Origin of the sequence: Pseudomonas sp. NFACC05-1 (assembly GCF_900100135.1) — a bacterium.
Taxonomy (GTDB): Bacteria; Pseudomonadota; Gammaproteobacteria; order Pseudomonadales; family Pseudomonadaceae; genus Aquipseudomonas; species Aquipseudomonas fluorescens_Q.
Genome location: NZ_FMTR01000005.1, coordinates 307710 through 332307, shown reverse-complemented (window position 1 = coordinate 332307; position 24598 = coordinate 307710). Strand labels below are relative to the sequence as shown.

The following is a 24598-nucleotide window of genomic DNA, read 5'->3' as shown; positions in this document are numbered from 1 at the left end:
TCGACCAACCGATTTGCTCTTGAAACTGACACTGATTCGAGGCATTCCCTTAACCCGCGCCATGCCCAATTCCCCGTGGCGAGGAAGCTTCACGGCGTATCAGGAATACCGCAACGCCTGCGCCGGTTCGATCTTCGCCGCACGCCACGCCGGGTACACGGTGGCGAGGAAGCTCAGGATGAACCCGGCCGAGCAGATCAGCACCACGTCCCCACGCTGCAGCTCCGACGGCAGGTTGCTGACGAAGTACACGTCGGAACTGAAGATGTGCTGGCCGCTGACCCTTTCCAGCCAGCCCACCAGCGCACTGACGTTCAACGCCGCGATCACCCCCAGCACGCCGCCAATCAGCGTACCGACAACGCCGATCACCGTGCCCTGGACCATGAAGATCGCCATGATCTGCCGCGGCGTGGCGCCGATGGTGCGCAGGATCGCGATGTCCGCGCCTTTGTCGTTCACCACCATGATCAGGGTGGCGATGATGTTGAACGCCGCCACCGCAACGATCATCAGCAGCAGCAAGCCGATCATGGTTTTTTCCATTTTCATGGCACTGAACAGGCTGCCCTGGGTGTGTGTCCAGTCGTCAGCCTTGTAGGCCGCGCCAAGGTTGGTGGCGATGTCACCGGAGACCTTCGGCGCCGCGTACAAATCCTTCACCGCCAGGCGCACGCTTTGTACCTGGTTCGGCTGCCAATGCTGCATCTGTGCGGCATCGGCCAGGTGGATCAGCGCCATGGAGCCGTCCAGCTCGGCGCCCACCTTGAACACACCCACCACATTCAGCCGCTGCATCCGTGGGGTGATGCCGCCGGGGGCCGTGCTGACTTCCGGCACGATCAGGGTGATTTTGTCGCCGACGTTCAGACGAAAACGCCGGGCGGTGATTTCGCCGATCACGACACCAAACTCGCCCGGCTTCAAGGCATCCAGACGCCCCTGGACGATATGCTGGGCGACAATGGACACCTTGCCTTCCTGGGCCGGATCGACGCCACTGATCTGGATCGGCTGCATCGAGCCCTTATGGCTGAGCATGCCCTCCATTTCGGTGAATGGCACCGCAGCGGTGACTTCAGGATTTTTCAGCGCCGCGGCGGCCACCGGTTGCCAGTCGTCGATCGGATTGACGCCGACGATCGTGGCGTGGGGCACCATGCCGAGGATGCGCGAGCTCATTTCGCGCTGGAAGCCGTTCATCACCGACAACACCACGATCATCGCCAGCACACCCAGGGCGAGGCCGATCATCGAGGTCATGGATATGAACGAAACAAAGCGATTGCGGCGCTTGGCGCGGGTATAGCGCGTGCCGATGAAGATCGATAACGGTCTGAACATTCGCGGGGCACCGTATGAAAATAAAAGACCCGGCGCTTGCAGCAAGTACCGGGTTTCGGTCGGTCAGATGGGCTTCAGGCAACCTTCCTGCAAGTGCAGGACGCGGTCCATCTGCCGGGCCAGGTTCATGTCGTGGGTCACCACCAGGAACGCGGTACGCATCGACGTGCTGAGCTCCAGCATCAAATCCTGGATGCCTTGGGCGGTGTGGGAGTCGAGGTTGCCGGTCGGCTCGTCGAGCATCACCAGCCCAGGCTTGTTGACCAAGGCCCGGGCAATCGCCACGCGCTGGCGTTCACCACCGGACAATTCGGCCGGCTTGTGCTCCAGGCGATGCCCCAGCCCTACCCGCTCCAGCAACGCCGTGGCGCGCTGACGGGCCTCAGGAATCGCCGTGCGGCCAATCAACAGCGGCATGCAGACGTTTTCCAGCGCGGTGAACTCGGGCAGCAAATGGTGGAACTGGTAGACGAAGCCCAGGGAACGGTTGCGCAGCAGGCCACGGGCTTTCTCGTTCAGCGCCGAAAGCTCTTCGCCAGCCAGCCAGACACTGCCGGCGGTTGGCGTATCCAGGCCGCCCAGCAGGTTGAGCAAGGTACTCTTGCCCGACCCGGAGGTGCCGACAATCGCCACGCGCTCGCCAGGATGCAGCTCCAGCTGCAGGCCCGACAACACCACCACCGACTCCGGGCCCTCCTCGTAGGATTTGCCCAGGTTGCGGCAACTCAAGATTGCTTTTTCACTCATGCCCGACTCACTCATAACGTAACGCCTCCGCAGGCTGGGTGCGCGCGGCACGCCAGGCAGGATACAGGGTGGCGAGGAAACTCAGGACCAACGCGGCGCCGCAGACCATCAACACGTCATCGGCCTGCAATTGCGATGGCAGGTAGTCGATGAAGTACACGTCGGCGTTGAGAAACTTGTGCCCGATCAGGCCTTCGAGGGCGGCGATCGCGGCGCTGACGTTCAGCGCGGCGAACATCCCGACCAGGGCGCCGACGAACGTACCGATCACGCCAATGACCGTGCCCTGGACCATGAAGATCCGCATGATCTGCCCCGGCGTGGCGCCAAGGGTACGCAGGATCGCGATATCGCCCTTCTTGTCGTTCACCACCATCACCAGCGTGGAGATGATGTTGAACGCCGCCACGGCAACGATCAGCAACAGCAGCAGGCCGATCATGGCTTTTTCCATGCGGATCGCCTGGTACAGGTTGCCGTGGGTACGGGTCCAGTCCCGGGCGTAGTAACGATCTTCGCCGAGTTGCTGGGCGATGGTCCACGCCACACGCGGTGCCTGGAACAGATCATCGAACTTCAACCGCAGGCCCTGGACCTGATCCGGCTTCCAGCGATGCAGGCGCGCCAGGTCCTGGAGATTGGTGACGCCCAGGTAACCATCGAGCTCGCCAGCGCCGACATGGAAAATGCCGACCACGGTAAAGCGTTTCATGCGCGGGAACATGCCGCCCGGGGTCACGGTGACTTCCGGGGCGACGAAGGTCAGCTTGTCGCCAATGGCAACGCCGAGCTTGGCCGCGGCCTTGTCGCCGATGACGATGCCGAAACTGCCTGGCGCCAGGTCATCGAGTTTTCCCTGCTGCATGAAGTTGTCGATGATCGACACCTGCCGCTCGAGCCCGGGGTCGATGCCATTGAGCAACACTTTGGACACCTTGCCGTCGTTGGTCAGCAGCCCTTGCATCTGGGTGAACGGCGCCACGGCCAGCACCTGCGGGTTCTGCTTGACCTTGGCGGCCAGGCTCGGCCAATCGCTGATGGCTTCGCCGGACTCGAGGGTCGCGTGGGGCACCATGCCCAGCACGCGGGTGCGCATCTCATGGTCGAAGCCGTTCATCACCGAGAGCACGACGATCATCACGACCACGCCAAGGGCCAGCCCGATGATGGACGTCAGGGAAATGAACGATACGAAATGATTGCGACGCTTTGCACGGGTATAACGCGTGCCGATAAATACGAAGAGAGGTCTGAACATGTCGGGGCTTGTTCGGAGGGAAAAGGAACGTCCTTGTGGCGGGGGTCACAAACCAGCTTTACACTCAGACCACCGCCGCTACCATGGGTTCGCCATGTCGACATTAGATGAAGAAGATCGCCGCGAATACTACCGTATCGAGGACACGATCGCACTGGAAATTCGGCCCCTGTCCATTCCTGAAGCTGCTGGCCAGGAAGTGTTGCAGGATGCTTCTCCATTGTTCAATCTGCTCAGTGAATTGCACCTGAGCGAATTCGAGTCACAGCACCTGCTGCGCCAGATCAGCGAGCGCGAACGCAGCATCGCGGCATACCTCAAGGCAATGAACAAACGCATCGACCTGCTCAGCCAGGTCATCGCCCTGACGGTGCTCGGCGAAATCGGCGAACCGCAACCGGTGATCATTTCCGAAGGCGGCGTCGACTTCCAACACCCCACGCCGATCGCGGCCGGCACCCACTTGTCGATCAAGCTGGTGCTGATGCCGCAAGCCCTCGGTCTGTTGCTGCGGGCGCGGGTCACCCACTGCGACCCCAAGGGCGATGGCTTCGACGTGGGCACCGAGTTCGAACGCCCGACCGACGCCCAGCGCCAGTTGCTGGCCCGCTACATCCTGCAGAAACAGGCGCAAGAGCGGCGCCTGGCCCGGGAACAGAACGACTCAGGTATCAATAAGGAAGAACCGTGACCCTCATTTATGGCCACCGCGGCGCCAAGGGCGAAGCGCCGGAAAACACCCTGACCGGTTTTCAGGAGTGCCTCAAGCACGGCGTACGCCGTTGCGAGCTGGACCTGCACCTTTCGATGGACGGCGAGTTGATGGTGATCCACGACCCGACCCTCAAGCGCACCACCGATCGCCGGGGCAAGGTGGTCGAGCATACCGCCGCCGAGCTGGTGACCTACGATGCGCGCAAGGGAGGCCCGGGCTGGATCAAGCCGTGCCCGATCCCACGCCTGGAGGAGCTGTTCGAGAAGTGTGATTTCGAGCACTGGCAATTGGAGGTCAAAAGCGCCTCGCGCACCCGCGCCGCCGCGACGGTGCTGGGCATTCGCGAAATGGCCCAGCGTTTCGGGCTGCTGGACAAAATCACCATCACGTCCAGTTCCCGGGAAGTGCTCAAGGCAGCCCTGGACCTGACCCCGGACATCTCCCGCGGACTGGTGGCCGAATACGCCTGGCTCGACCCGTTGAAGGTCGCCCAGAGTTACGGCTGCGAGATTCTGGCGCTGAACTGGACCCTGTGCACGCCGGAACGCCTGATCAAGGCGCAACGCCAGGGGCTGCATGTGTCGGTGTGGACCGTCAACGAGCCCGCGCTGATGCGCAGGCTCGCCGATTTTGGCGCTGACAGCCTGATTACAGACTTTCCCGGTTTGGCCACTGCCACCCTCGAGAATTGCTGAAATCGGTCTCCCCGGCCGGCTCAGGCCACCGGCCGGAGCCGCTCAAAAAAGCCGGTTGAGCCCGTCATAGGCAGCTACCCGATAGGCTTCGGCCATGGTCGGGTAGTTGAACGTGGTGTTGACGAAGTACTTCAACGTGTTCAATTCGCCCGGCTGGTTCATGATCGCCTGGCCGATGTGCACGATCTCCGACGCCTGGTAGCCGAAGCAGTGCACGCCCAGTACTTCCAGGGTCTCGCGGTGGAACAGGATCTTCAGCATGCCTTGCGGCTCGCCGGCGATCTGCGCCCGCGCCATGCTCTTGAAGAAGGCCTTGCCCACTTCATACGGCACCTTGGCCTGGGTCAGCTCCTGCTCGTTCTTGCCGATCGAGCTGATTTCCGGAATGGTGTAGATCCCGGTCGGTACGTCGTTGACGAAGCGCCAGCTGCCGTTGTCGACAATACTGCCGGCGGCCGAACGGCCCTGGTCGTGGGCGGCACTGGCCAGGCTCGGCCAGCCAATCACGTCACCGGCACCGTAGATGTTCGGTACACAGGTACGGTAGTTTTCGTCGACTTCGATCTGGCCGCGGCTGTTGACCTTCACACCAATGTTTTCCAGGCCCAGGGTGTCGGTGTTACCGGTACGACCGTTACACCAGAGCAAGGCGTCGGCCTTGATCTTCTTGCCGGACTTGAGGTGCAGGATCACGCCATTGTCGACGCCTTCCACGCGGTCGTAGTCTTCGTTGTGGCGCACGGTGATGTTGTTGTTGCTGAAGTGATAGCTCAGGGCCTGGGAGATTTCCGAGTCCAGGAAGCTCAGCAACTGGCCGCGGTTATCCACCAGTTCCACCAGCACACCCAGGCCGCTGAAGATCGAGGCGTATTCGCAACCGATCACGCCAGCGCCGTAGACGATGAGCTTACGCGGGGTGTGACCCAGGCTCAGGATGGTGTCACTATCGTAGATACGCGCGTGGTTGAAATCGATGTCGGCCGGGCGATACGGGCGCGAGCCGGTGGCGATGATGATGTGCTTGGCCACCAGTTTCTCGACCACGCCGTTGCCGCAGACCACTTCGACGGTCTGCTCATCAGCAAAGCTGCCGGTGCCAAAGAACACGTCAACGCGATTGCGGGCGTAGTAGCCAGTGCGCGAGGCCACCTGCTTGGAGATCACCTTCTCGGCGCTCTTGAGCACGTCCGGGAAGGAGAACCAACGCGGTTCGCCGATGGCACGGAACATCGGATTGGTGTTGAACTGCATGATCTGCCGGACCGAGTGACGCAAGGCCTTGGACGGGATGGTACCCAAGTGGGTGCAGTTGCCGCCGACCTGCCGACGACTGTCGACCATCGCCACCTTGCGCCCTGCCTTGGCCGCGTTCATTGCCGCGCCTTCCCCCGCCGGGCCGGAACCCAGTACCACCACGTCGTAGTTGTAGACAGCCATGCGTACTCCTCAGAACAGGCCGCGGCACCACACTTGGCGCCGACGGCTAAATCATGCCGGCCCGCGGCATGAAGGAACAATTTGGGGCCGGTTCACGAGCCCGGCCACAGTCTATAGAAGCGTCAACGCCGCGCACATTACCCCTTGGTCGCGTCGTAGGCTAGTTTTGCCTGCGCTATTTCGCCACACCTACACTTTCACCAGCCTGTCATCGCTACTATTTCAGATTTGCCTTAATCAATGTGGCGAGGGAGCTTGCTCCCGCTGGGCTGCGCAGCAGACCCATTTTTGTGAGCGCTTCGCACTCAAGCGGGAGCAAGCTCCCTCGCCACAGGTCGCCTGCATCCTGAAGGCTGTCATCATTGGGTTTTTCCACCACTGATCCGTTCAAACACATCGTTGGTACGGGAGACAAAACGATTGCCATCGCGCAGTACAAAAAATACCCCGATGCCGTGCTTTTCGGCATAGTCCCAACCCCGTTCAGGACCGAGAATCAGCAACAGCGTCGATAGTCCATCGGCCATCAACGCTGAAGGATGAATCACCGTGACGGACGCCAGGTCATGTAGGACCGGCGCACCGGTGCGGGCATCAAAAGTGTGGGAATAACGCCTGCCGCCCTGCTCGAAATACTTACGGTAGTCGCCCGAGGTGGAAACCCCGTAGCCGTTGACCTCGATGACACGCTCCGCTACTTGCCGGTCGTCCCGGGGCTCTTCCAGGGCGATACGCCAGGCCGAACCATCGGGTTTGCGCCCGACGGCCTTGAGTTCGCCGGTGGCTTCGGCCAGGTAACTGTCGATGCCCAGGGCCTGGAGCCTGGCGGCGATGCGGTCGACGGCATAACCCGCGGCGATACTGTTGAAGTCGACTTCCGCTGCCGCGTCTTTGCACAACCGGTCGCCCTCGATGCGCAAATGACCATGACCGACGCGCTGGCGCACCAAGGCCAAGGCTTCGGCGGTCGGTACTTTTTCTTCGCGAGACTGAGGACCGAAGCCCCACAGGTTCAGCAGCGGTTCCACAGTCAGGTCGAAGGAGCCGTCGCTTTGAACCGACAACTGCTCACCTACGCCGACCAACTCCAGGAGCGGGCCAGGCATGACCTGACAGCTATTGGCCGGCAGCGCGTTGAAACGCTCGATGTCCGAGTCGCTGCGATAGGTTGAGAGTTGCCGATCCACTTCGGCAAGGATGTTTTCCACCTCGGCCTGCACCGTTTTCGCAGTGGGCCCGGCAGAATGTCTGACGTACTGAATCGAATAATGACTGCCCATGGTCGGGCCATCGAAGCGCTCCAGGGTGTCGCCGTTGCCGCAACCCGACAACACGCCGGCCAGCACCACAAGGCCAATCCATCGTCCAGTTAACAAATCTTCATCTCCCCTCAAAACCGCGACCGCCATTATGAACTCCAGCGCTCCCACAGGGGACGCAGTGCCTCCATACAAGATTTGCCAGAGTGAGTACCTACACATGTCTTCCCAAACGAGCAACGGCAAGGCGATTTTTCGCGTTGTCAGCGGCAACTTCCTGGAGATGTTCGACTTCATGGTCTATGGCTTCTACGCCACGGCCATCGCCAAGACGTTCTTCCCCGCCGACAGTGCATTCGCCTCGCTGATGCTGTCCCTGGCCACGTTTGGTGCCGGGTTCCTGATGCGCCCCCTCGGAGCGATTTTTCTCGGCGCCTACATCGACCGCCACGGCCGTCGCAAAGGCTTGATCATCACCCTGGCGATGATGGCCGCCGGCACGGTGCTTATCGCCTGTGTGCCGGGTTACGCCACCCTCGGCGTGGCGGCACCGCTGCTGGTGCTGCTGGGGCGATTGCTGCAGGGCTTTTCCGCCGGTGTTGAGCTGGGCGGTGTATCGGTGTACCTGGCAGAAATTTCCACGCCGGGGCGCAAAGGGTTCTTTGTCAGTTGGCAGTCCGCCAGCCAACAGGCTGCCGTGGTGTTTGCCGGCCTGCTGGGGGTCGGCCTCAATCACTGGCTGAGTCCCCAGGAGATGGGCGAATGGGGATGGCGCGTGCCGTTCCTGGTGGGCTGCATGATCGTGCCGGCGATATTCGTGATCCGTCGCTCATTGGAAGAAACACCTGAGTTCCAAGCGAGAAAACATCGCCCCTGCCTGTCGGAAATTGTCCGCTCCATCGGTCAGAACTTCGGCATTGTCTTGGCCGGCATGGCGCTGGTGGTAATGACCACCGTATCGTTCTACCTGATCACCGCCTACACACCGACCTTCGGCAAGGCCGAGTTGAACCTGTCGGACCTGGATGCGCTACTGGTCACGGTCTGCATCGGCTTGTCGAATTTCTTCTGGCTGCCCGTGATGGGGGCGCTTTCCGACAAGGTCGGACGTAAACCCCTGCTGCTCGGCGCGACTATCCTGGCGATCCTCACCGCCTATCCCGCGCTGTCCTGGTTGGTGGCGAACCCCAGCTTCAGCCATTTGCTGATCGTCGAGCTGTGGTTGTCGTTCCTGTATGGATCGTACAACGGCGCCATGGTCGTCGCCTTGACGGAAATCATGCCGCTCGAAGTGCGTACCACCGGCTTCTCCCTGGCCTACAGTCTGGCAACCGCGACCTTCGGTGGGTTTACGCCAGCGGCCTGTACTTATCTGATTCACGTACTGGACAACAAGGCCGCACCGGGGATATGGCTCAGTGGGGCGGCGGTGCTGGGGTTGATTGCCACCCTGGTGTTGTTCAAGGGCAACCGTCATGAGTTGCGGACCGCGCAAGCTTCGGTGGTGGGCGGCGCCTGATAGATTGCCTGCTCGCGAAGAGGCCGAGCCACTCAACACAAAACCTCCAGATACAAAAACGCCCCGACAAGTCGGGGCGTTTTCATGTGCGGCTAAGGCTTAGCGCGGGAACGCTGGCGGGTTTACACCAGCCATGTCTTCCATCACGCGAACCACCTGGCAGCTGTAACCGAACTCGTTGTCGTACCAAACGTACAACACAACGCGGTTGTCCTGAACGATGGTCGCTTCAGCGTCGACCACGCCGGCATGGCGCGAACCAACGAAGTCGGTGGACACCACTTCCTGGGAATTGACGAAGTCGATCTGCTTGTGCAGGTCGGAGTGCAGCGCCATGTAGCGCAGGTACTCGTTCATCTCTTCACGGGTGGCGGCTTTCTCAAGGTTCAGGTTGAGGATGGCCATCGACACGTTCGGCGTCGGCACACGGATCGCGTTGCCGGTCAGCTTGCCAGCCAGCTCAGGCAGGGCCTTGGCAGCGGCGGTGGCGGCACCGGTCTCGGTGAGGACCATGTTCAGCGCGGCGCTGCGGCCACGGCGGTCGCCCTTGTGGAAGTTGTCGATCAGGTTCTGGTCGTTGGTGTACGAGTGAACCGTTTCAACGTGACCGTTGACGATGCCGAACTTGTCGTTCACCGCCTTGAGCACCGGCACGATGGCGTTGGTGGTGCAGGAAGCCGCGGAAACGATCTTGTCGTCAGCGGTGATGTCGCCGTGGTTGATGCCGTGAACGATGTTCTTCAGCTTGCCCTTGCCAGGCGCGGTCAGCACGACGCGGTCGATGCCCGGACAGGCCAGGTGCTGGCCCAGGCCCTCGGCATCACGCCATACGCCGGTGTTGTCCACCAGCAGTGCGTCCTTGATGCCGTACTGGGTGTAGTCGACCTCGGTCGGGTTCTTCGCGTAGATCACCTGGATCAGGTTGCCGTTGGCGAGAATGGTGTTGTTTTCTTCATCGATGATGATGGTGCCGTTGAACGAACCATGGACCGAATCACGACGCAGCAGGCTGGCGCGCTTGGTCAGGTCGTTCTCGGCGCCTTTGCGCACCACGATGGCCCGCAGGCGCAGGCCGTCGCCGCCACCGGTTTTTTCGATCAGGATGCGCGCCAGCAGACGGCCGATACGACCGAAGCCGTACAGGACCACGTCAGTGCCTTTGCGAGGCGAAGCGTTCTGCTGGCCAACCACATCGGCCATCTCTTCACGAACGAACTGCTCGGCGCTACGGCCATTGCCTTCACTGCGGAATTTGAACGCCAACTTGCCCAGGTCCACCGAAGCCGCGCCGAGCTTGAGCTCGCTCATGGCTTTGAGCAGGGGGAATGTTTCGTGGACGGAGAGTTCGCTGTCGTCGGAAGAACGGTGGCGAGCAAAGCGATGGGCTTTGAGGATCGCGATGACAGACTGGTTGATCAGGCTGCGGCCATAGATCGAGCTCACCACGTTGTTATTGCGGTAGAGCTGACCGATGAGAGGGATCATCGCTTCTGCGAGAGCTTCACGATCAATCCATTCACCAAGACACTGGTCGGGCTTCTGAGTCACGGTAACCTTCCACATGTAGGGGCTGAAAAAAGGGGCTACATTATGCCGCCGAGTCCTCGGCGGAGCAATGCGCGCCTGTCGCACCGTGGTTTTCCTGTCTGCCTGGGTAGTCTGCGACTGACAGCAGCCCCCTTCCCCCGCTACAATTGTCGACTTTGTCGCAACGCTGGAGCTCAACCTTCCGTGCCCGTTCTGCGTCTTCCGCTTCTCCCTGCCGCGGCAGGTAAACAGCACTGGGGCAACCTGCCCGGTGCCGCCCTGAGCCTGGCCATCGCCGAGGCTGCCAGCGCTGCAAAGCGCTTCACCCTGCTGCTGACCGCCGACAGCCAAAGCGCCGAGCGGCTGGAACAGGAGCTGAGTTTCTTCGCTCCGGATTTGCCGGTCTTGCATTTCCCGGACTGGGAAACCCTGCCCTACGATCTGTTTTCACCGCACCAGGACATCATTTCCCAGCGAATCGCCAGCCTTTATCGGCTGCCGGAACTCAGTCATGGCGTTTTGGTAGTGCCGATCACTACGGCCCTACATCGCCTGGCACCGACCCAATTCCTGCTTGGCAGCAGCCTGGTGCTGGACATCGGCCAGAAGCTCGATGTCGAGCAAATGCGCACCCGCCTTGAGGCCAGTGGCTATCGCTGCGTCGACACGGTGTACGAGCACGGCGAGTTCGCGGTACGCGGCGCCTTGATCGACCTGTTCCCGATGGGCAGCAAACTGCCTTATCGAATCGACCTGTTCGACGACGAAATCGAGACCCTGCGCACCTTCGACCCGGAAAACCAGCGGTCCATCGATAAAGTGCAGTCGATCCGCCTGTTGCCGGCCAAGGAGTTCCCGCTGCAAAAAGACGCCGTGACCCGCTTCAAGGCACGCTTTCGCGAACGTTTCGACGTGGATTTCCGCCGCTGCCCGATCTTCCAGGACCTGAGCAGCGGGATCACCCCCGCCGGCATCGAGTATTACCTGCCACTGTTTTTCGAAGAAACCTCCACCCTATTCGATTACCTGCCCCAGGACACCCAGGTGTTTTCCCTGCCCGGCATCGAACAGGCGGCGGAAAATTTCTGGAACGATGTGCGCAATCGCTACGAAGAGCGTCGCGTCGATCCTTCCCGTCCTTTATTACCACCCGCCGAGCTGTTCCTGCCGGTGGAAGACTGCTTTGCCCGCCTCAAGAGTTGGCCGCGGGTAGTGGCGAGCCAGCAGGACGTGGAAACCGGCGTCGGCCGTGAGCGCTTCCCGGCCAGGGCATTGCCGGACCTGGCGATCGAAGCGAAGGCCACGCAGCCCTTGGCGGCACTGGCTGGCTTTCTCGATGCGTTCCCCGGTCGCGTGCTGTTCACCGCCGAGTCCGCCGGCCGCCGTGAAGTGTTGTTGGAGCTGCTCGAACGCCTGAAGCTGCGACCAAAGACCGTCGACAGCTGGCCGGACTTCGTCGCAGGCAAGGATCGCCTGGCGATCACCATCGCACCGCTTAACGATGGCCTGGTCCTGGATGACCCGGCCCTTGCCCTGGTGGCGGAAAGCCCGCTGTTCGGGCAGCGCGTCATGCAGCGCCGTCGGCGCGAGAAACGTGCCGACGCCGCCAACGACGCGGTCATCAAGAACCTCACCGAGCTGCGCGAAGGCGCGCCCGTGGTGCACATCGACCACGGCGTAGGTCGCTACCTGGGCCTGGCGACCCTGGAAATCGACAATCAGGCCGCCGAATTCCTGACCCTGGAATACGCCGAGGGCGCCAAACTCTATGTGCCGGTGGCGAACCTGCACCTGATCGCCCGCTACACCGGCAGCGACGACGCGCTGGCCCCGCTGCATCGCCTGGGCTCGGAAACCTGGCAGAAAGCCAAGCGCAAGGCCGCCGAACAAGTGCGCGACGTGGCCGCCGAACTGCTGGACATCTATGCCCGTCGCGCCGCACGCGAGGGTTACGCCTTCGCCGACCCGAAGGCCGATTACGAAACCTTCAGCGCCGGTTTCCCGTTCGAAGAAACCGTCGACCAGCAGACCACCATCGAAGCCGTGCGTGCCGACATGCTCGCGCCCAAACCGATGGACCGGCTGGTGTGCGGCGACGTGGGCTTCGGCAAGACCGAAGTGGCGATGCGCGCCGCGTTCATTGCCGTGCACGGTGGCAAGCAGGTGGCGATCCTGGTGCCGACCACCCTGCTCGCCCAGCAGCACTACAACAGTTTCCGCGACCGCTTTGCCGACTGGCCGGTGACCGTGGAAGTGATGAGCCGTTTCAAATCCACCAAGGAAGTGAACGCCGCCGTGGCCGATCTGGCCGAGGGCAAGATCGACATCGTCATCGGTACGCACAAGCTGCTGCAGGACGACGTGAAGTTCAAGAGCCTGGGGCTGGTGATCATCGACGAAGAGCACCGCTTTGGCGTGCGCCAGAAAGAACAGCTCAAGGCCCTGCGCAGCGAAGTCGACATCCTGACCCTGACCGCCACGCCGATCCCGCGCACGCTGAACATGGCGGTATCGGGCATGCGCGACCTGTCGATCATCGCCACGCCACCGGCCCGGCGCCTGTCGGTGCGCACCTTTGTCATGGAGCAGAACAAAAGCACGGTCAAGGAAGCCCTGCTGCGTGAGTTGCTGCGTGGCGGCCAGGTCTATTACCTGCACAACGACGTGAAGACCATTGAGAAGTGCGCCGCCGACCTGGCCGAACTGGTGCCGGAAGCGCGGATCGGCATCGGCCACGGGCAAATGCGCGAGCGTGAACTCGAACAGGTGATGAGCGACTTCTACCACAAGCGCTTCAACGTGCTGATCGCCTCGACCATCATCGAGACCGGCATCGACGTGCCGAGCGCCAACACCATCATCATCGAGCGCGCCGACAAATTCGGCCTGGCCCAGTTGCATCAGTTGCGCGGCCGGGTCGGTCGTAGCCACCACCAGGCCTATGCCTACCTATTGACGCCACCGCGCCAGCAGATCACTCCGGATGCGGAAAAGCGCCTGGAGGCCATCGCCAATACCCAGGACCTGGGCGCCGGCTTCGTGCTGGCCACCAATGACCTGGAAATCCGTGGCGCCGGCGAATTGCTGGGCGACGGCCAGAGCGGCCAGATCCAGGCCGTCGGCTTCACCCTGTACATGGAAATGCTCGAACGCGCGGTCAAGTCGATCCGCAAGGGCGAGCAGCCGAACCTCGACCAGCCCCTGGGCGGCGGGCCGGAAATCAACCTGCGGGTGCCGGCGCTGATCCCGGAAGACTACCTGCCGGACGTCCACGCGCGGCTGATCCTCTACAAACGCATCGCCTCGGCCAGTGACGAGGAAGGTCTCAAGGACCTGCAGGTGGAGATGATCGACCGCTTCGGCCTGCTGCCGGAACCGACCAAGAACCTGGTGCGCACCACACAGCTCAAGCTCAAGGCCGAGCAACTGGGCATCAAGAAAGTCGATGGCGGCCCCAATGGCGGCCGGATCGAGTTCGAAGCCCAGACCCCGGTCGACCCGCTGGTGCTGATCAAGTTGATCCAAGGCCAGCCCAAACGCTACAAGTTCGAAGGTGCCACGATGTTCAAATTCATGGTACCCATGGAACGCGCGGAAGAGCGTTTCAATACCGTAGAGGCGCTGTTCGAGCGCCTCACTCCGACCACTGCTTGAAGGACGCCACATGCGCCTGTTCCGCTCACTGACCTTGTTGATGACCCTGGTCGCCCCCCTGGCGTTTGCCGACGACCTGTATCAGGTTGAAATGATCCTGGTGCGCCAGAATGCCGAGCCGGCGATTGTCAGCCGCGCCGCACCGGAAGACTGGGACGCCGGCGCGCAACGCCTGGGCGCGGACAGCCAGCGCACGCCGGCCCTGGGCAACATCGTCGAGAAACTCACCGCCAGCGGCCAATACACAGTATTGATGCACAAGGCCTGGCAGCAGACGCTCGGTGAACAGGGGCGCAAAGTTGCCATCAGCGACGGCGCCGAACAGTTCGGGCAATTCCCCATCGAGGGCACCCTGGAACTGAAGCTGGGCCGCTTCACCGACGTGGATGCCGATTTCTGGATCAACCAGATCAACGCCAATGGCCTGGTCACCTCCAGCGAGCGCCTCAAGCAGCAGAGCCATACCAAGAATGGCCAACTGAACTTCCTCGACAACGGGCATCTTGGCCTGCTGATCAAGATCACCTCGTTGACCGCGCCCGCGCCACGGCAGGCACCTGAAGTCATTCCGGACTGAGTGGCGCGCCTATGCCCTCGCCCCTGAGCAAACCCCTGGCACCTTCCTGGGTCAATCGATTCAAGGAACAGAGCCTGGAGCGCGGGCGCCGTTATGCGCTGGAAAACCGCGTCAGGATTGTCGAAGCCGGCGACAGCACCATCACCGCCAGTTGCGAAGGCTCTGGCGGTAACGTCTACCGTCAGACCATTCGCCTTAAAGAGTCAGCCAAGGGCGCGCTGATTCTGCTCGAAGCCGCGTGCTCCTGCCCGGTGCGTATCAACTGCAAGCACTGCGCGGCCGTGCTGCTGCTAGTCCAGGAAACCCTGGCCTACCCGGCCGCCGAAAAAGACGCGCAATTGCTGGAGAAACTCCAGGCCGTGCTGGACAACCGCAGCCCCAAGGCCCCGCCACAAGTACTGGTGGACAACGTGCAACCAGTGCCGCGCCTGTGGCTGGCCAGTATCGAGTTCAGCGCCTTCGAGCCGCGCAACGGCAAGATGCAGCGCTACATTCAACACCGCGCCGCACTGTCGTTCAGTTACCTGGACGAATACGTCAGTGGCCAGCGCAACACCGACGTGCTGATTCGCCAGGAAACCCAGACACTGCGGATAAAACGCCACACCGATGTGGAACAGTCCTACCGCGAACAGCTGCGAATCCTCGGCTTCAAGGTCGCGACCCGACAAAGCAAGGCCCTGCCGGAAAGCGCCGGCGAACTGTACGAAATGGTCAACGACAGTGCCTGGCTGACCTTCACCCTCAATGACCTGCCGAAACTGCGCAGCCAAGGCTGGGAATTGCAGATCGACGAGGACTTCGGCTTCGACCTGACGGCAGTGGACGAGTGGTACGCCACCGTCGAGGAAACGCCGGAGCGGGACTGGTTCGACCTGGAACTGGGGATCATCGTCAATGGCGAGCGCCTGAGCCTGCTGCCGATCCTGCTGAACCTGATGCGTTCACACATCGAATTGTTCAACCCGGAACGCCTGGCCCGGCGTCGGGACGACGAACTCATCCTGGTCAACCTGCCCAACCGCCCGAACTCGGAGTTCGGCCCGCAGCAGGTGGCCCTGCCTTATGGCCGGCTGAAGCCAGTGCTGGCGACCCTGGGCGAGTTTTACCTGCAAGAGCCCGGCACCACCAAACTGCGCCTCAACAGCGCGGATGCCCTGCGCCTGAACCCGCTGCAAGACATGCCCTTGACCTGGGAAGGTGGCGAACACATTCGCGGCCTGGCGCAACGCCTGCGGGACATCAAGGATTACACCGCCATCGCGCCCGAGGGCCTGAACGCGACGCTGCGACCTTATCAACTCGAAGGCTTGAGCTGGATGCAATCGCTCAGGCAACTGGAAGTCGGCGGCATTCTCGCGGACGACATGGGCCTGGGCAAAACCCTACAGACCCTGGCGCACATTCTCAGCGAAAAAAACGCCGGGCGCCTGGACCGGCCGTGCATGGTCGTCATGCCGACCAGCCTGATCCCCAACTGGCTCGACGAGGCGGCTCACTTCACGCCGCAGCTCAAGGTATTGGCGCTTTACGGCGCCGGGCGCAAGAAACATTTCGACCGACTGGGCGATTACGACCTGGTCCTCACCACCTATGCCCTGCTGCCCAAGGATGTCGAGCGCCTGGCCGCGCAGCCGTTGCACGTGCTGATCCTCGATGAAGCCCAGTACATCAAGAACCCCACCAGCAAAGCTGCCCAGGCCGCCCGCGAGCTCAACGCCCGCCAGCGGCTGTGCCTGTCCGGCACGCCGTTGGAAAATCACCTGGGCGAATTGTGGTCGCTGTTTCACTTCCTGCTGCCGGGGTGGCTTGGGGACGTCAAGAGTTTCAACCGCGATTACCGTGTACCGATCGAAAAGCGCGGCAGCGATGTACGACTGCAGCACCTCAACGGTCGGATAAAACCTTTCCTGCTGCGCAGGACCAAGGAGCAAGTGGCGACGGAGTTGCCGCCCAAGACCGAGATCATCCATTGGGTCGAACTCAGCGACGCCCAGCGCGACGTCTACGAGACCATGCGCCTGGCGATGGACAAGAAGGTCCGCGACGAGATCACGCGCAAAGGCGTGGCCCGCAGCCAGATCATCATTCTCGAGGCGCTGCTCAAGCTGCGCCAGGTGTGTTGCGACCTGCGCCTGCTCAACGACGCCACCCTGCCCGCCCGAGGCAGCACCTCGGGCAAGCTCGACAGCCTGATGGAAATGCTCGAAGAACTGTTCGAAGAAGGTCGCCGGGTGCTGTTGTTTTCCCAATTCACGTCCATGCTGGCGCTGATTGAAGATGAGCTGAAGAAACGCGGCGTCGATTACGCCCTCCTGACCGGCCAGACCCGCGACCGGCGCACGCCCGTCAAGGAATTCCAGAGCGGCAAGCGTCAGATCTTCCTGATCAGCCTGAAGGCTGGTGGTGTAGGCCTGAACCTGACCGAGGCCGACACGGTGATTCACTACGATCCATGGTGGAACCCGGCCACCGAAAACCAGGCGACCGACCGCGCCTACCGCATCGGCCAGGAAAAACCGGTATTCGTCTACAAGCTGATTGCCCGAGGCACGGTGGAAGAAAAGATCCAGCTGCTGCAAAAGGAAAAGTCCGACCTCGCGGCCGGCGTGCTGGACGGACGCGTGGCCGGAGACTGGAAACTGCAGAGCGACGATATCGAAGCGTTGTTCGCGCCGCTGCCGGACAAACTGGAAAAGCGCTGACCCCCTCAATTCCTGTGGGAGCCGAGCTTGCTCGCGATGGCGGTGGTTCAGCTGGCGCAAATGTCAACTGTGCTGCCGTCATCGCGAGCGAACTCGGCTCCCACATTGCTCAGCGCTAATCAATCAGCTGGGCAGCCCTAAGCGCGCCGAGCGCCGCCAACCAGCGAGGGTTCTGGCGATATTCCGTTGAAGCATAGGCCTTGCCACGCATGCGGGCGATCCGTGCCGAAGGCTTGACCTTCAGGCGCTGGGCGGCGCTCAAGGCGAGCTCGGCAGCCGCGCGATCGTTGCACACCAGCCCCATGTCACAACCGGCCGTCAAGGCAGCCTCGATACGACTGGCGGCATCACCGACCACATGAGCACCGGCCATTGACAGGTCATCACTGAAGATCACGCCCTCGAATTGCAACTCGCCACGCAGGATGTCCTGCAACCAGCGGCGAGAGAACCCAGCCGGATTGGCGTCAACCTGCGGGTAGATGACATGGGCCGGCATCACGGCGGCCAGTTGCTTGGTCAGCCTGGCAAACGGCACCAGGTCATTGGCGCGAATCTGCTCCAGGCTACGCTCATCGGTCGGAATCGCCACATGGGAATCGGCCTCGGCCCAGCCATGCCCCGGGAAGTGCTTGCCAGTGGCAGCCATCCCGGCGGCGCTCATGCCCCGGATGAAGGCACCGGCCAATAACGCCGCGCGCTCGGGGTCGCCTTCGAAGGAACGACTGCCGACGACGGCGCTGCGCTGGTAATCGAGGTCAAGCACCGGGGCAAAGCTCAAGTCGAGACCGACCGCCAGCACTTCAGTGGCCATGATCCAGCCGCACTGTTCGGCCAGGTATTCGGCGTTCGGGTTGTCGGCTATCGCCCGCATCGCCGGCAAGCGCACGAACCCCTGGCGCAGGCGCTGGACGCGGCCGCCTTCCTGATCCACCGCCAACAGGAGGTCGGGACGGATGGCACGGATCGACGCGCTCAATTCCCGCACCTGACGTGGGTGTTCGATGTTGCGGGCAAAAATGATCAGGCCGCCCACTTCGGGCTGACGCAACAGGTGGCGATCTTCGGCCGTCAGCCAGGTACCGGCGACGTCCACCATCAACGAGCCTTGCAGGCCGGCAGTCATAGAATTTCCTTGATAAAGATGAACCCGCGTGGCGACACACCCACGACAGCGTTGCCAGGAGCCAGGCCCGGCAGGTCGCGGTGACGCAATGGAGGATAAGACGGATTAGAAACGAGAGTCGGCATGGGCGGCTAGCTTAGCGGATGTAGGCCGCTGCGCACACCCATGCCCTCACGCCTTGGCGAGCGCCGGGGCGGATTTGCTGCGCGGGCGCAATTGCGCGGCCGCCATGGCTTCATCGGTCACACCGGTTTCGGCGCGCATGCCGGCAGCCAGGAACGGCACCATCAACCGCATCACCTGCTCTATAGAGGTGTTCACGCCGAAATCGGTTTCCGCGATAGCCCGCAGCGCCTTGATACCGGACATGCTGAACGCCGCGGCGCCAAGCATGAAGTGCACCCGCCAGAACAGCTCGATCGGCGGGATACGCGGCGCCGCCTCGTTGACCAGCAACATGTAGCGGCGGAACACCTTGCCGTACATGTCTTCAAGATAACGCCGCAAATGCCCCTGGCTCTGGCTGAAGGCAAGGCCCAGCAGGCGCATGAAAATGGACAGATCGTTACCGCTGCGCGGCTGCACGACAAGGGCTTGCTCGACCAGGATTTCCAGCAGCTCTTCCAGGGTCGGCTTTACGTCGGGCTTGGCCTGGCGGCGCTCCAGCTCGCGATCGAGGCTCAGGCAGAACGGCCCGAGGAACCGCGAGAACACGGCCTGGATCAGGGCCTTTTTCGAGCCGAAGTGATAGTTCACCGCCGCCAGGTTCACCCCGGCCTTGCTGGTGATCAGACGCAACGAGGTTTCAGCGAAACCTTTTTCCGCGAACAACTGCTCGGCAGCATCGAGAATGCGTTCAACGGTTTCCGACTGGGCCATGGTTACTCCGCCTGACAAACACTTGTTTGAAACATACGTTTCAGCCCAGGGGTTGTCAAGCCTGCCGGGGCGTTTTGCGAACGCCCGGTCACGTATTTAACCACACCTTTTCACGGGGGGTAGTCATGTCGCATTCAACCGCCCGACCGACCGTCCAGCGCCTCGTGAAAAAAGGAGGATTGCCAAGCGCCGCCTACTGTATATAATCCCAGTCACTGTATAAAAAGACAGAGCGATCAATATGCTAAAGCTGACGCCACGCCAAGCAGAGATTCTGGCCTTCATCAAACGCTGCCTCGAAGACAACGGCTACCCGCCAACCCGCGCGGAAATCGCCCAGGAACTGGGTTTCAAGTCGCCCAACGCGGCTGAAGAACACCTCAAGGCGCTGGCGCGCAAGGGTGCTATCGAAATGACCCCGGGCGCATCCCGTGGCATTCGCATCCCCGGCTTCGAAGCCAAGGCCGACGAAACCACCCTGCCGATCATCGGCCGGGTAGCGGCAGGCGCACCGATCCTGGCCCAGCAGCATGTCGAGGAGTCCTGCAACATCAATCCTTCGTTCTTCCATCCTCGTGCCGACTACCTGCTTCGTGTACACGGCATGAGCATGAAGGACATCGGCATCTTCGACGGTGACCTCCTGGCCGTCCACACCACCCGTGAAGCCCGCAATGGCCAGATCGTGGTGGCGCGAATCGGCGACGAAGTGACCGTTAAGCGCTTCAAGCGCGACGGCAGCAAGGTCTGGCTCATTGCCGAGAACCCGGAGTTCGCCCCCATCGAAGTGAACCTGAAAGATCAGGACCTGGTCATCGAAGGCTTGAGCGTCGGCGTCATTCGCCGCTAAAGGAGGCTTTATGCAGTTCCCTCACACACCACAACACACACAACTTCCGCTGTTCGAGGCATTCATGGCCCAACCGCTGGTTCCAGTCCTGAAAGAGGTCATCGAGTCGCCCTGGGGCGTCGAACCCGAGGCCTTCAGCGAACTGTCGTTACGTGGTGCGGCCGGAAACTGCCTGAACCTGCTGGCGCCGATCTTGCGAGAACTCAGCCAGGACCAGGATGCTCGCTGGCTTACGCTGATCGCACCACCGGCCAGCGTCACCCAGGCCTGGTTGCGGGATGCCGGCCTGAACCGTGAGCGTATCCTGTTGTTGCAGCCGCGGGGCACCCAAAGCGCCCAACAGTTGACTTGCGAGGCCTTGCGCCTGGGCCGTAGCCACACTGTGGTCAGCTGGCTCAACCCATTGACCGCCGCCGCACGGCAACAATTGATCAGCGCCGCCCGCACCGGGGACGCACAAAGTCTGAATATTCGATTGGGCTAAGACAAACACGGGGCTTCTCCAAGGCAGAGAAGCCGACCAGCCACACTCTCCAAAAAAGCCGACAGACGGGATCAATGAAGAACCCGCGGCCCCTCTTCCTTGTTGAATTCGCCTTCAACCAGGCGACCTGCCATCTGAACGCCCACGCTCAGCATCGCCTTGGCGACTTCGACGTGTTGCCCCTGGAGGAATACCTTGGCATCTTCGGAGAAGTTCAGGGTAACCAGAGAACCCTCGTCCTCAGCCCTGCGCAGCTCGATGCGGCCATCAGGAAGTTCGACAATTTCTAGAAAGGACGTAGGCATAAAAGTCTGTTCTCCACGAAAGGCGAGGATTATATAGTCATCGGCCAGGCTCCGCTCGGGATCTTGACCAAGCGTTATCAATGAACGTAACGGGCCGTGGGGAAACTCAGCACTCGTTCAAACCTTCGCGAAAGCGTATCGCCAGGCTCTTGAGGTTCTGACGCCAGCTCTCCAGCTCCTCCCGGCTCAACTCCGGCTCGGGTTCTTGTTCATCCAGATTAACCGCCACGATCAACGGCTGGGTCACGTCCCCCTTGGGCTTGCGTGGGGCCCTGGGCGGCTCGAACAGCGCCGCATGGGCCGCCAATAGCTTCGCCAGCCAGGTTTCCGGGTTATGCGCCAGTTCGACCATTTCGGCCAGTTCCGGAATCGCGATGGTTTCCAGCACTTCGCGGGTCAACAGCAGCTCGGCCCGCGGGGCATTCGCTTGTGGCAGGCGATAGAAACCGGCGATTTCATGGCACAACCCCAACAACGCACCGTACAGGTGAAACAGCGCGGATTCGCGTCCTGCCTGGAGCAACGCCGGGGAATTCATCGCACGTCCGTCCTCGGCCCTGGTGAGCGCTTCGAGCGACAGACCGGCGAAATAGATTTTCTGATTGGTGCGGGTATAGAGTTCGTGGGCCATGGCGGCATCTCCCCAACGAAATGAAAGCTTCACGCAAGTGCGACAGTGTCATGGATCAACCGAGGCCACTGCAAGCCAAAAACAAAAAGGCCGCATGAAAACCTATGGGTTGTCATGCGGCCTTTTTGTCAGGTCTGCGAATTTAGCGATTGCAGAGGGTGGCTGCGCCGCCAGCGGGAGCAAGCTCCCTCGCCACAAGAGCCTCAACCCCACCCTCCAGACAAGCCCTGGCGATCAGCGCTTGTCTTCAACCGTCCACTTACCGCCGTCGTAGTAGGCCTTCCAACCGGTCGGCTTGCCGTCGACTTCGGTCTGTACGTACTGCTCCTTGGTCTTGCGACTGTAGCGAATGACCGCCGGGCGCCCTTCCGGATCCTTCTGCGGCGCTTCGCAGAGGAAATGGTACTTCGGGTCGATCTCGCTCTTATGCGGCAGGATCTCCATCACCAACGGCGCACGGGTCTCGCGGTTTTTCGGGAACTGGCTGGCCGCCAGGAACAGGCCGGAGGCACCGTCACGCAGGATGTAGGTGTCGTTGACCTTCTCGCATTTGAGCTCAGGCATCTTCACCGGGTCCATCTTCGGCGGCGCCGCGTCACCACTCTTGAGCAGTTTGCGGGTGTTCTTGCAGGTCGGGTTGGTGCAACCGAAGAATTTGCCGAAACGACCGGTCTTGAGTTGCATCTCGCTGCCACACTTGTCGCACTCCAGGCTCGGGCCTTCGTAGCCCTTGATGCGATAAGTGCCCTCTTCGATCTCGTAGCCGGCACAATCGGGGTTGTTACCGCAGATGTGCAGCTTGCGCTTCTCATCCAGCAGGTAGGCATCCATCGCCGTGCTGCAGATCGGGCAGCGATGCTTGCCGCGCAATACCAGGGATTCCGACTCGCCCTCGTCGTCAGCGGCGATTTCATCGCCCGGCACGAGGTTGACCGTCGCCTTGCAGCGTTCCTTGGGTGGCAGGCTGTAGCCCGAGCAACCGAGGAACACACCGGTCGAGGCGGTACGGATTTGCATCGGGCGCCCACAGGTCAGGCACGGGATGTCGGTCATGACCGGCTGGTTGGCGCGCATGCCGCTGTCAGGGCTTTCGGCCACTTCGAGCTTTTTCTTGAAGTCGCCGTAGAACTCGTCGAGAACGTTTTTCCAGTCGCGCTCGCCCTGGGCCACATCGTCGAGGTTCTCTTCCATACCGGCGGTGAAGCCGTAGTCCATCAGGTTCGAGAAGCTCTCGGACAAACGCTCGGTAACGATGTCGCCCATCTTTTCCGAATAGAAACGACGGTTGTGCAGCGCCACATAGCCGCGGTCCTGGATGGTGGAGATGATCGCTGCGTAGGTCGAAGGACGACCAATACCGCGCTTTTCCATTTCCTTGACCAGGCTGGCTTCGGAGTAACGGGCCGGTGGCTTGGTGAAATGCTGGGTCGGATCAAGCTTGATCAGCTTCATCACGTCGCCCTGGGCCATGTCTGGCAGGACGTCGTCATCCCCAGGCTTGGTGATCTGCGGCATGACGCGAGTGTAGCCGTCGAACTTCAGGATGCGGCCCTTCGCGCGCAGCTCGAAGTCGCCGGCACCGACGCTGACCGTGGTCGACAAGTATTGCGCCGGCAGCATCTGGCAGGCCAGGAACTGGCGCCAGATCAGCTCGTAGAGACGCTCGGCATCGCGTTCCATGCCCGACAGCTTGCTTGGCTCGGTGTTGGCATCGGACGGACGAATCGCTTCGTGCGCCTCTTGTGCGCCTTCCTTGCTGCTGTAGACGTTCGGCGTGTCCGGCAGGTACTTCTTGCCGAATTCGCGTTCTATATAAGTGCGCGCCATCGCCACGGCATCGGCCGAAAGATTGGTCGAGTCGGTACGCATATAGGTGATGTAGCCGGCTTCGTACAGACGCTGGGCCATCATCATGGTTTTCTTCACGCCAAAGCCCAGGCGATTGCTCGCGGCCTGTTGCAGCGTGGAGGTAATGAACGGCGCCGATGGCTTGCTGCTGGTCGGCTTGTCTTCGCGCTTGACGATGCTGTAGCTGGACGCCTTGAGCTTCTCCAGTGCCGCCATGGCCTGGGCTTCGTTGAGCGGCTTGAAGGCTTCGCCCTTCTCCCGCGCCACGTCGAAGCGCACGGTGGCGCCCTTCGCGGTGCCGAGGTCAGCGTGGACTTCCCAGTACTCTTCAGGGATGAACGCGCGGATCTCGCGCTCGCGCTCCACCACCAGCTTCACCGCAACCGACTGCACGCGACCAGCCGACAGGCCGCGGGCGATCTTGGCCCACAGCAGGGGCGAGACCATATAGCCCACCACGCGGTCGAGGAAGCGACGCGCCTGTTGAGCGTTGACCCGATCGATGTCCAGCTCACCCGGCTGGGAGAAGGCTTCCTGGATGGCCTTCTTGGTAATTTCGTTGAACACCACGCGCTTGTAGCGGCTGTCATCCCCACCAATGGCTTCGCGCAGGTGCCAGGCAATGGCTTCCCCTTCGCGGTCCAAGTCCGTCGCGAGATAGATGGTGTCGGCATCCTTGGCGAGCCGGCGCAGCTCTTCGATGACCTTTTCCTTGCCCGGGAGGATCTCGTACTTGGCTTTCCAGCCGTGTTCCGGATCGACCCCCATGCGTGAGACCAGCTGCTTGCGCGCCTTGTCTTTCGGCGACAGCGCCGGCGCTTCACCAGCCGCAGCCTTGCCGCGCTTGGCGGCTGGCTCCTTGCTGGCGCTAGCCGAACCGCTGGTGGGCAGGTCTCGGATATGGCCGATACTCGACTTCACCACGTATTGGTTGCCCAGATACTTGTTGATGGTCTTGGCCTTAGCCGGGGATTCCACAATGACCAGCGATTTGCCCATGGATCAGAAAATTCCTGAATTCTAAAAAGTGAAAGGCGG

19 protein-coding genes are annotated in these 24598 nt (G+C 61.6%); 8 read left to right on the top strand and 11 right to left on the bottom strand.

Annotated features, from left to right (window positions below; translation table 11 throughout):
• Positions 1-99: 99 nt before the first annotated feature.
• From BLO97_RS11420 to BLO97_RS11410, 3 genes are all read right to left on the bottom strand, one after another.
• Complete coding sequence (locus BLO97_RS11420; protein WP_063322170.1) at positions 100-1344, bottom strand: lipoprotein-releasing ABC transporter permease subunit; 1245 nt, start codon at positions 1342-1344, stop codon at positions 100-102.
• A 63-nt stretch (positions 1345-1407) separates the two neighbouring features.
• Positions 1408-2091 carry a lipoprotein-releasing ABC transporter ATP-binding protein LolD gene (lolD, locus tag BLO97_RS11415; RefSeq protein WP_170862110.1) on the bottom strand — a complete coding sequence of 228 codons (684 nt, stop codon included), beginning with the start codon at positions 2089-2091 and terminating at the stop codon, positions 1408-1410.
• Between the two features lie 7 nt (positions 2092-2098).
• Positions 2099-3349: a lipoprotein-releasing ABC transporter permease subunit gene (locus tag BLO97_RS11410; RefSeq protein WP_003199675.1), complete on the bottom strand. Its 1251-nt coding sequence runs from the start codon at positions 3347-3349 to the stop codon at positions 2099-2101.
• 94 nt (positions 3350-3443) lie between these two features.
• Between BLO97_RS11410 and BLO97_RS11405 the strand changes: the two genes are divergently transcribed.
• On the top strand, positions 3444-4040 hold the full coding sequence (locus BLO97_RS11405) for a PilZ domain-containing protein (protein ID WP_092148363.1): 597 nt from the start codon (positions 3444-3446) through the stop codon (positions 4038-4040).
• Positions 4037-4759 (top strand): glycerophosphodiester phosphodiesterase, encoded by a 723-nt coding sequence (locus BLO97_RS11400; RefSeq protein ID WP_003199672.1) that lies wholly within the window; start codon positions 4037-4039, stop codon positions 4757-4759. The genes BLO97_RS11405 and BLO97_RS11400 overlap by 4 nt, the downstream gene beginning before the upstream one ends.
• Before the next feature lie 42 nt (positions 4760-4801).
• Here BLO97_RS11400 and sthA read toward each other — a convergent pair whose 3' ends face one another.
• Together sthA and BLO97_RS11390 are read right to left on the bottom strand one after the other, a co-directional pair.
• Positions 4802-6196 (bottom strand): Si-specific NAD(P)(+) transhydrogenase, encoded by a 1395-nt coding sequence (gene sthA, locus BLO97_RS11395; protein WP_003183399.1) that lies wholly within the window; start codon positions 6194-6196, stop codon positions 4802-4804.
• A 359-nt stretch (positions 6197-6555) separates the two neighbouring features.
• Positions 6556-7605, bottom strand: coding sequence for an FAD:protein FMN transferase (locus BLO97_RS11390; protein WP_371914673.1), 1050 nt, complete (start codon positions 7603-7605; stop codon positions 6556-6558).
• A 70-nt stretch (positions 7606-7675) separates the two neighbouring features.
• Between BLO97_RS11390 and BLO97_RS11385 the strand changes: the two genes are divergently transcribed.
• Complete coding sequence (locus BLO97_RS11385; RefSeq protein ID WP_092345913.1) at positions 7676-8974, top strand: MFS transporter; 1299 nt, start codon at positions 7676-7678, stop codon at positions 8972-8974.
• Positions 8975-9073: 99 nt separating this feature from the next.
• Here the strand turns inward: BLO97_RS11385 and BLO97_RS11380 are convergent, their stop codons facing one another.
• Positions 9074-10537, bottom strand: coding sequence for a glyceraldehyde-3-phosphate dehydrogenase (locus tag BLO97_RS11380; RefSeq protein WP_063322177.1), 1464 nt, complete (start codon positions 10535-10537; stop codon positions 9074-9076).
• Positions 10538-10705: 168 nt separating this feature from the next.
• Between BLO97_RS11380 and mfd the strand changes: the two genes are divergently transcribed.
• Genes mfd through BLO97_RS11365 form a run of 3 tightly spaced genes read left to right on the top strand, consistent with a single transcriptional unit; the run spans position 10706 to position 17437 of the window.
• Positions 10706-14155, top strand: a complete 3450-nt coding sequence (mfd, locus tag BLO97_RS11375) for a transcription-repair coupling factor (protein ID WP_092148372.1) — start codon at positions 10706-10708, stop codon at positions 14153-14155.
• A 10-nt stretch (positions 14156-14165) separates the two neighbouring features.
• Positions 14166-14732, top strand: coding sequence for a CsiV family protein (locus BLO97_RS11370; RefSeq protein WP_092148375.1), 567 nt, complete (start codon positions 14166-14168; stop codon positions 14730-14732).
• 11 nt (positions 14733-14743) lie between these two features.
• Positions 14744-17437 carry a DEAD/DEAH box helicase gene (locus tag BLO97_RS11365; protein WP_092345911.1) on the top strand — a complete coding sequence of 898 codons (2694 nt, stop codon included), beginning with the start codon at positions 14744-14746 and terminating at the stop codon, positions 17435-17437.
• Between the two features lie 115 nt (positions 17438-17552).
• Here BLO97_RS11365 and nagZ read toward each other — a convergent pair whose 3' ends face one another.
• The gene (gene nagZ / locus BLO97_RS11360) at positions 17553-18551 is read right to left on the bottom strand and encodes a beta-N-acetylhexosaminidase (protein ID WP_175489842.1); all 999 of its coding nucleotides are present in this window, start codon (positions 18549-18551) and stop codon (positions 17553-17555) included.
• Between the two features lie 183 nt (positions 18552-18734).
• Positions 18735-19442 (bottom strand): TetR/AcrR family transcriptional regulator, encoded by a 708-nt coding sequence (locus BLO97_RS11355; RefSeq protein ID WP_063322182.1) that lies wholly within the window; start codon positions 19440-19442, stop codon positions 18735-18737.
• A 241-nt stretch (positions 19443-19683) separates the two neighbouring features.
• On the opposite strand from BLO97_RS11355, the gene lexA reads away from it, so the two are divergent.
• Both lexA and sulA read left to right on the top strand, forming a co-directional pair.
• Positions 19684-20292 (top strand): transcriptional repressor LexA, encoded by a 609-nt coding sequence (gene lexA / locus BLO97_RS11350; protein ID WP_003199651.1) that lies wholly within the window; start codon positions 19684-19686, stop codon positions 20290-20292.
• A gap of 10 nt (positions 20293-20302) precedes the next feature.
• The gene (sulA, locus tag BLO97_RS11345; RefSeq protein WP_063322183.1) at positions 20303-20776 is read left to right on the top strand and encodes an SOS-induced cell division inhibitor SulA; all 474 of its coding nucleotides are present in this window, start codon (positions 20303-20305) and stop codon (positions 20774-20776) included.
• 71 nt (positions 20777-20847) lie between these two features.
• On the opposite strand, the gene BLO97_RS11340 is transcribed toward sulA, so the two are convergent.
• From BLO97_RS11340 to topA, 3 genes are all read right to left on the bottom strand, one after another.
• On the bottom strand, positions 20848-21081 hold the full coding sequence (locus BLO97_RS11340) for a hypothetical protein (protein WP_003183419.1): 234 nt from the start codon (positions 21079-21081) through the stop codon (positions 20848-20850).
• Positions 21082-21187: 106 nt separating this feature from the next.
• Positions 21188-21712 (bottom strand): DUF6586 family protein, encoded by a 525-nt coding sequence (locus BLO97_RS11335; RefSeq protein ID WP_092148384.1) that lies wholly within the window; start codon positions 21710-21712, stop codon positions 21188-21190.
• A 234-nt stretch (positions 21713-21946) separates the two neighbouring features.
• On the bottom strand, positions 21947-24559 hold the full coding sequence (gene topA, locus BLO97_RS11330; RefSeq protein ID WP_092345909.1) for a type I DNA topoisomerase: 2613 nt from the start codon (positions 24557-24559) through the stop codon (positions 21947-21949).
• Positions 24560-24598 lie beyond the last annotated feature (39 nt).

Excerpts from the sequence above, each read along its gene's own strand:
- topA (WP_092345909.1), bottom strand. The coding sequence starts at position 24,559 with ATGGGCAAATCGCTGGTCATTGTGGAATCCCCGGCTAAGGCCAAGACC.
- BLO97_RS11410 (WP_003199675.1), bottom strand. The coding sequence starts at position 3,349 with ATGTTCAGACCTCTCTTCGTATTTATCGGCACGCGTTATACCCGTGCA.
- BLO97_RS11380 (WP_063322177.1), bottom strand. The coding sequence starts at position 10,537 with ATGTGGAAGGTTACCGTGACTCAGAAGCCCGACCAGTGTCTTGGTGAA.
- BLO97_RS11385 (WP_092345913.1), top strand. The coding sequence starts at position 7,676 with ATGTCTTCCCAAACGAGCAACGGCAAGGCGATTTTTCGCGTTGTCAGC.
- BLO97_RS11355 (WP_063322182.1), bottom strand. The coding sequence starts at position 19,442 with ATGGCCCAGTCGGAAACCGTTGAACGCATTCTCGATGCTGCCGAGCAG.
- BLO97_RS11405 (WP_092148363.1), top strand. The coding sequence starts at position 3,444 with ATGTCGACATTAGATGAAGAAGATCGCCGCGAATACTACCGTATCGAG.
- lexA (WP_003199651.1), top strand. The coding sequence starts at position 19,684 with ATGCTAAAGCTGACGCCACGCCAAGCAGAGATTCTGGCCTTCATCAAA.
- BLO97_RS11335 (WP_092148384.1), bottom strand. The coding sequence starts at position 21,712 with ATGGCCCACGAACTCTATACCCGCACCAATCAGAAAATCTATTTCGCC.
- sulA (WP_063322183.1), top strand. The coding sequence starts at position 20,303 with ATGCAGTTCCCTCACACACCACAACACACACAACTTCCGCTGTTCGAG.
- lolD (WP_170862110.1), bottom strand. The coding sequence starts at position 2,091 with ATGAGTGAAAAAGCAATCTTGAGTTGCCGCAACCTGGGCAAATCCTAC.
- sthA (WP_003183399.1), bottom strand. The coding sequence starts at position 6,196 with ATGGCTGTCTACAACTACGACGTGGTGGTACTGGGTTCCGGCCCGGCG.
- BLO97_RS11340 (WP_003183419.1), bottom strand. The coding sequence starts at position 21,081 with ATGCCTACGTCCTTTCTAGAAATTGTCGAACTTCCTGATGGCCGCATC.
- BLO97_RS11390 (WP_371914673.1), bottom strand. The coding sequence starts at position 7,605 with ATGGCGGTCGCGGTTTTGAGGGGAGATGAAGATTTGTTAACTGGACGA.
- BLO97_RS11370 (WP_092148375.1), top strand. The coding sequence starts at position 14,166 with ATGCGCCTGTTCCGCTCACTGACCTTGTTGATGACCCTGGTCGCCCCC.
- BLO97_RS11365 (WP_092345911.1), top strand. The coding sequence starts at position 14,744 with ATGCCCTCGCCCCTGAGCAAACCCCTGGCACCTTCCTGGGTCAATCGA.
- BLO97_RS11420 (WP_063322170.1), bottom strand. The coding sequence starts at position 1,344 with ATGTTCAGACCGTTATCGATCTTCATCGGCACGCGCTATACCCGCGCC.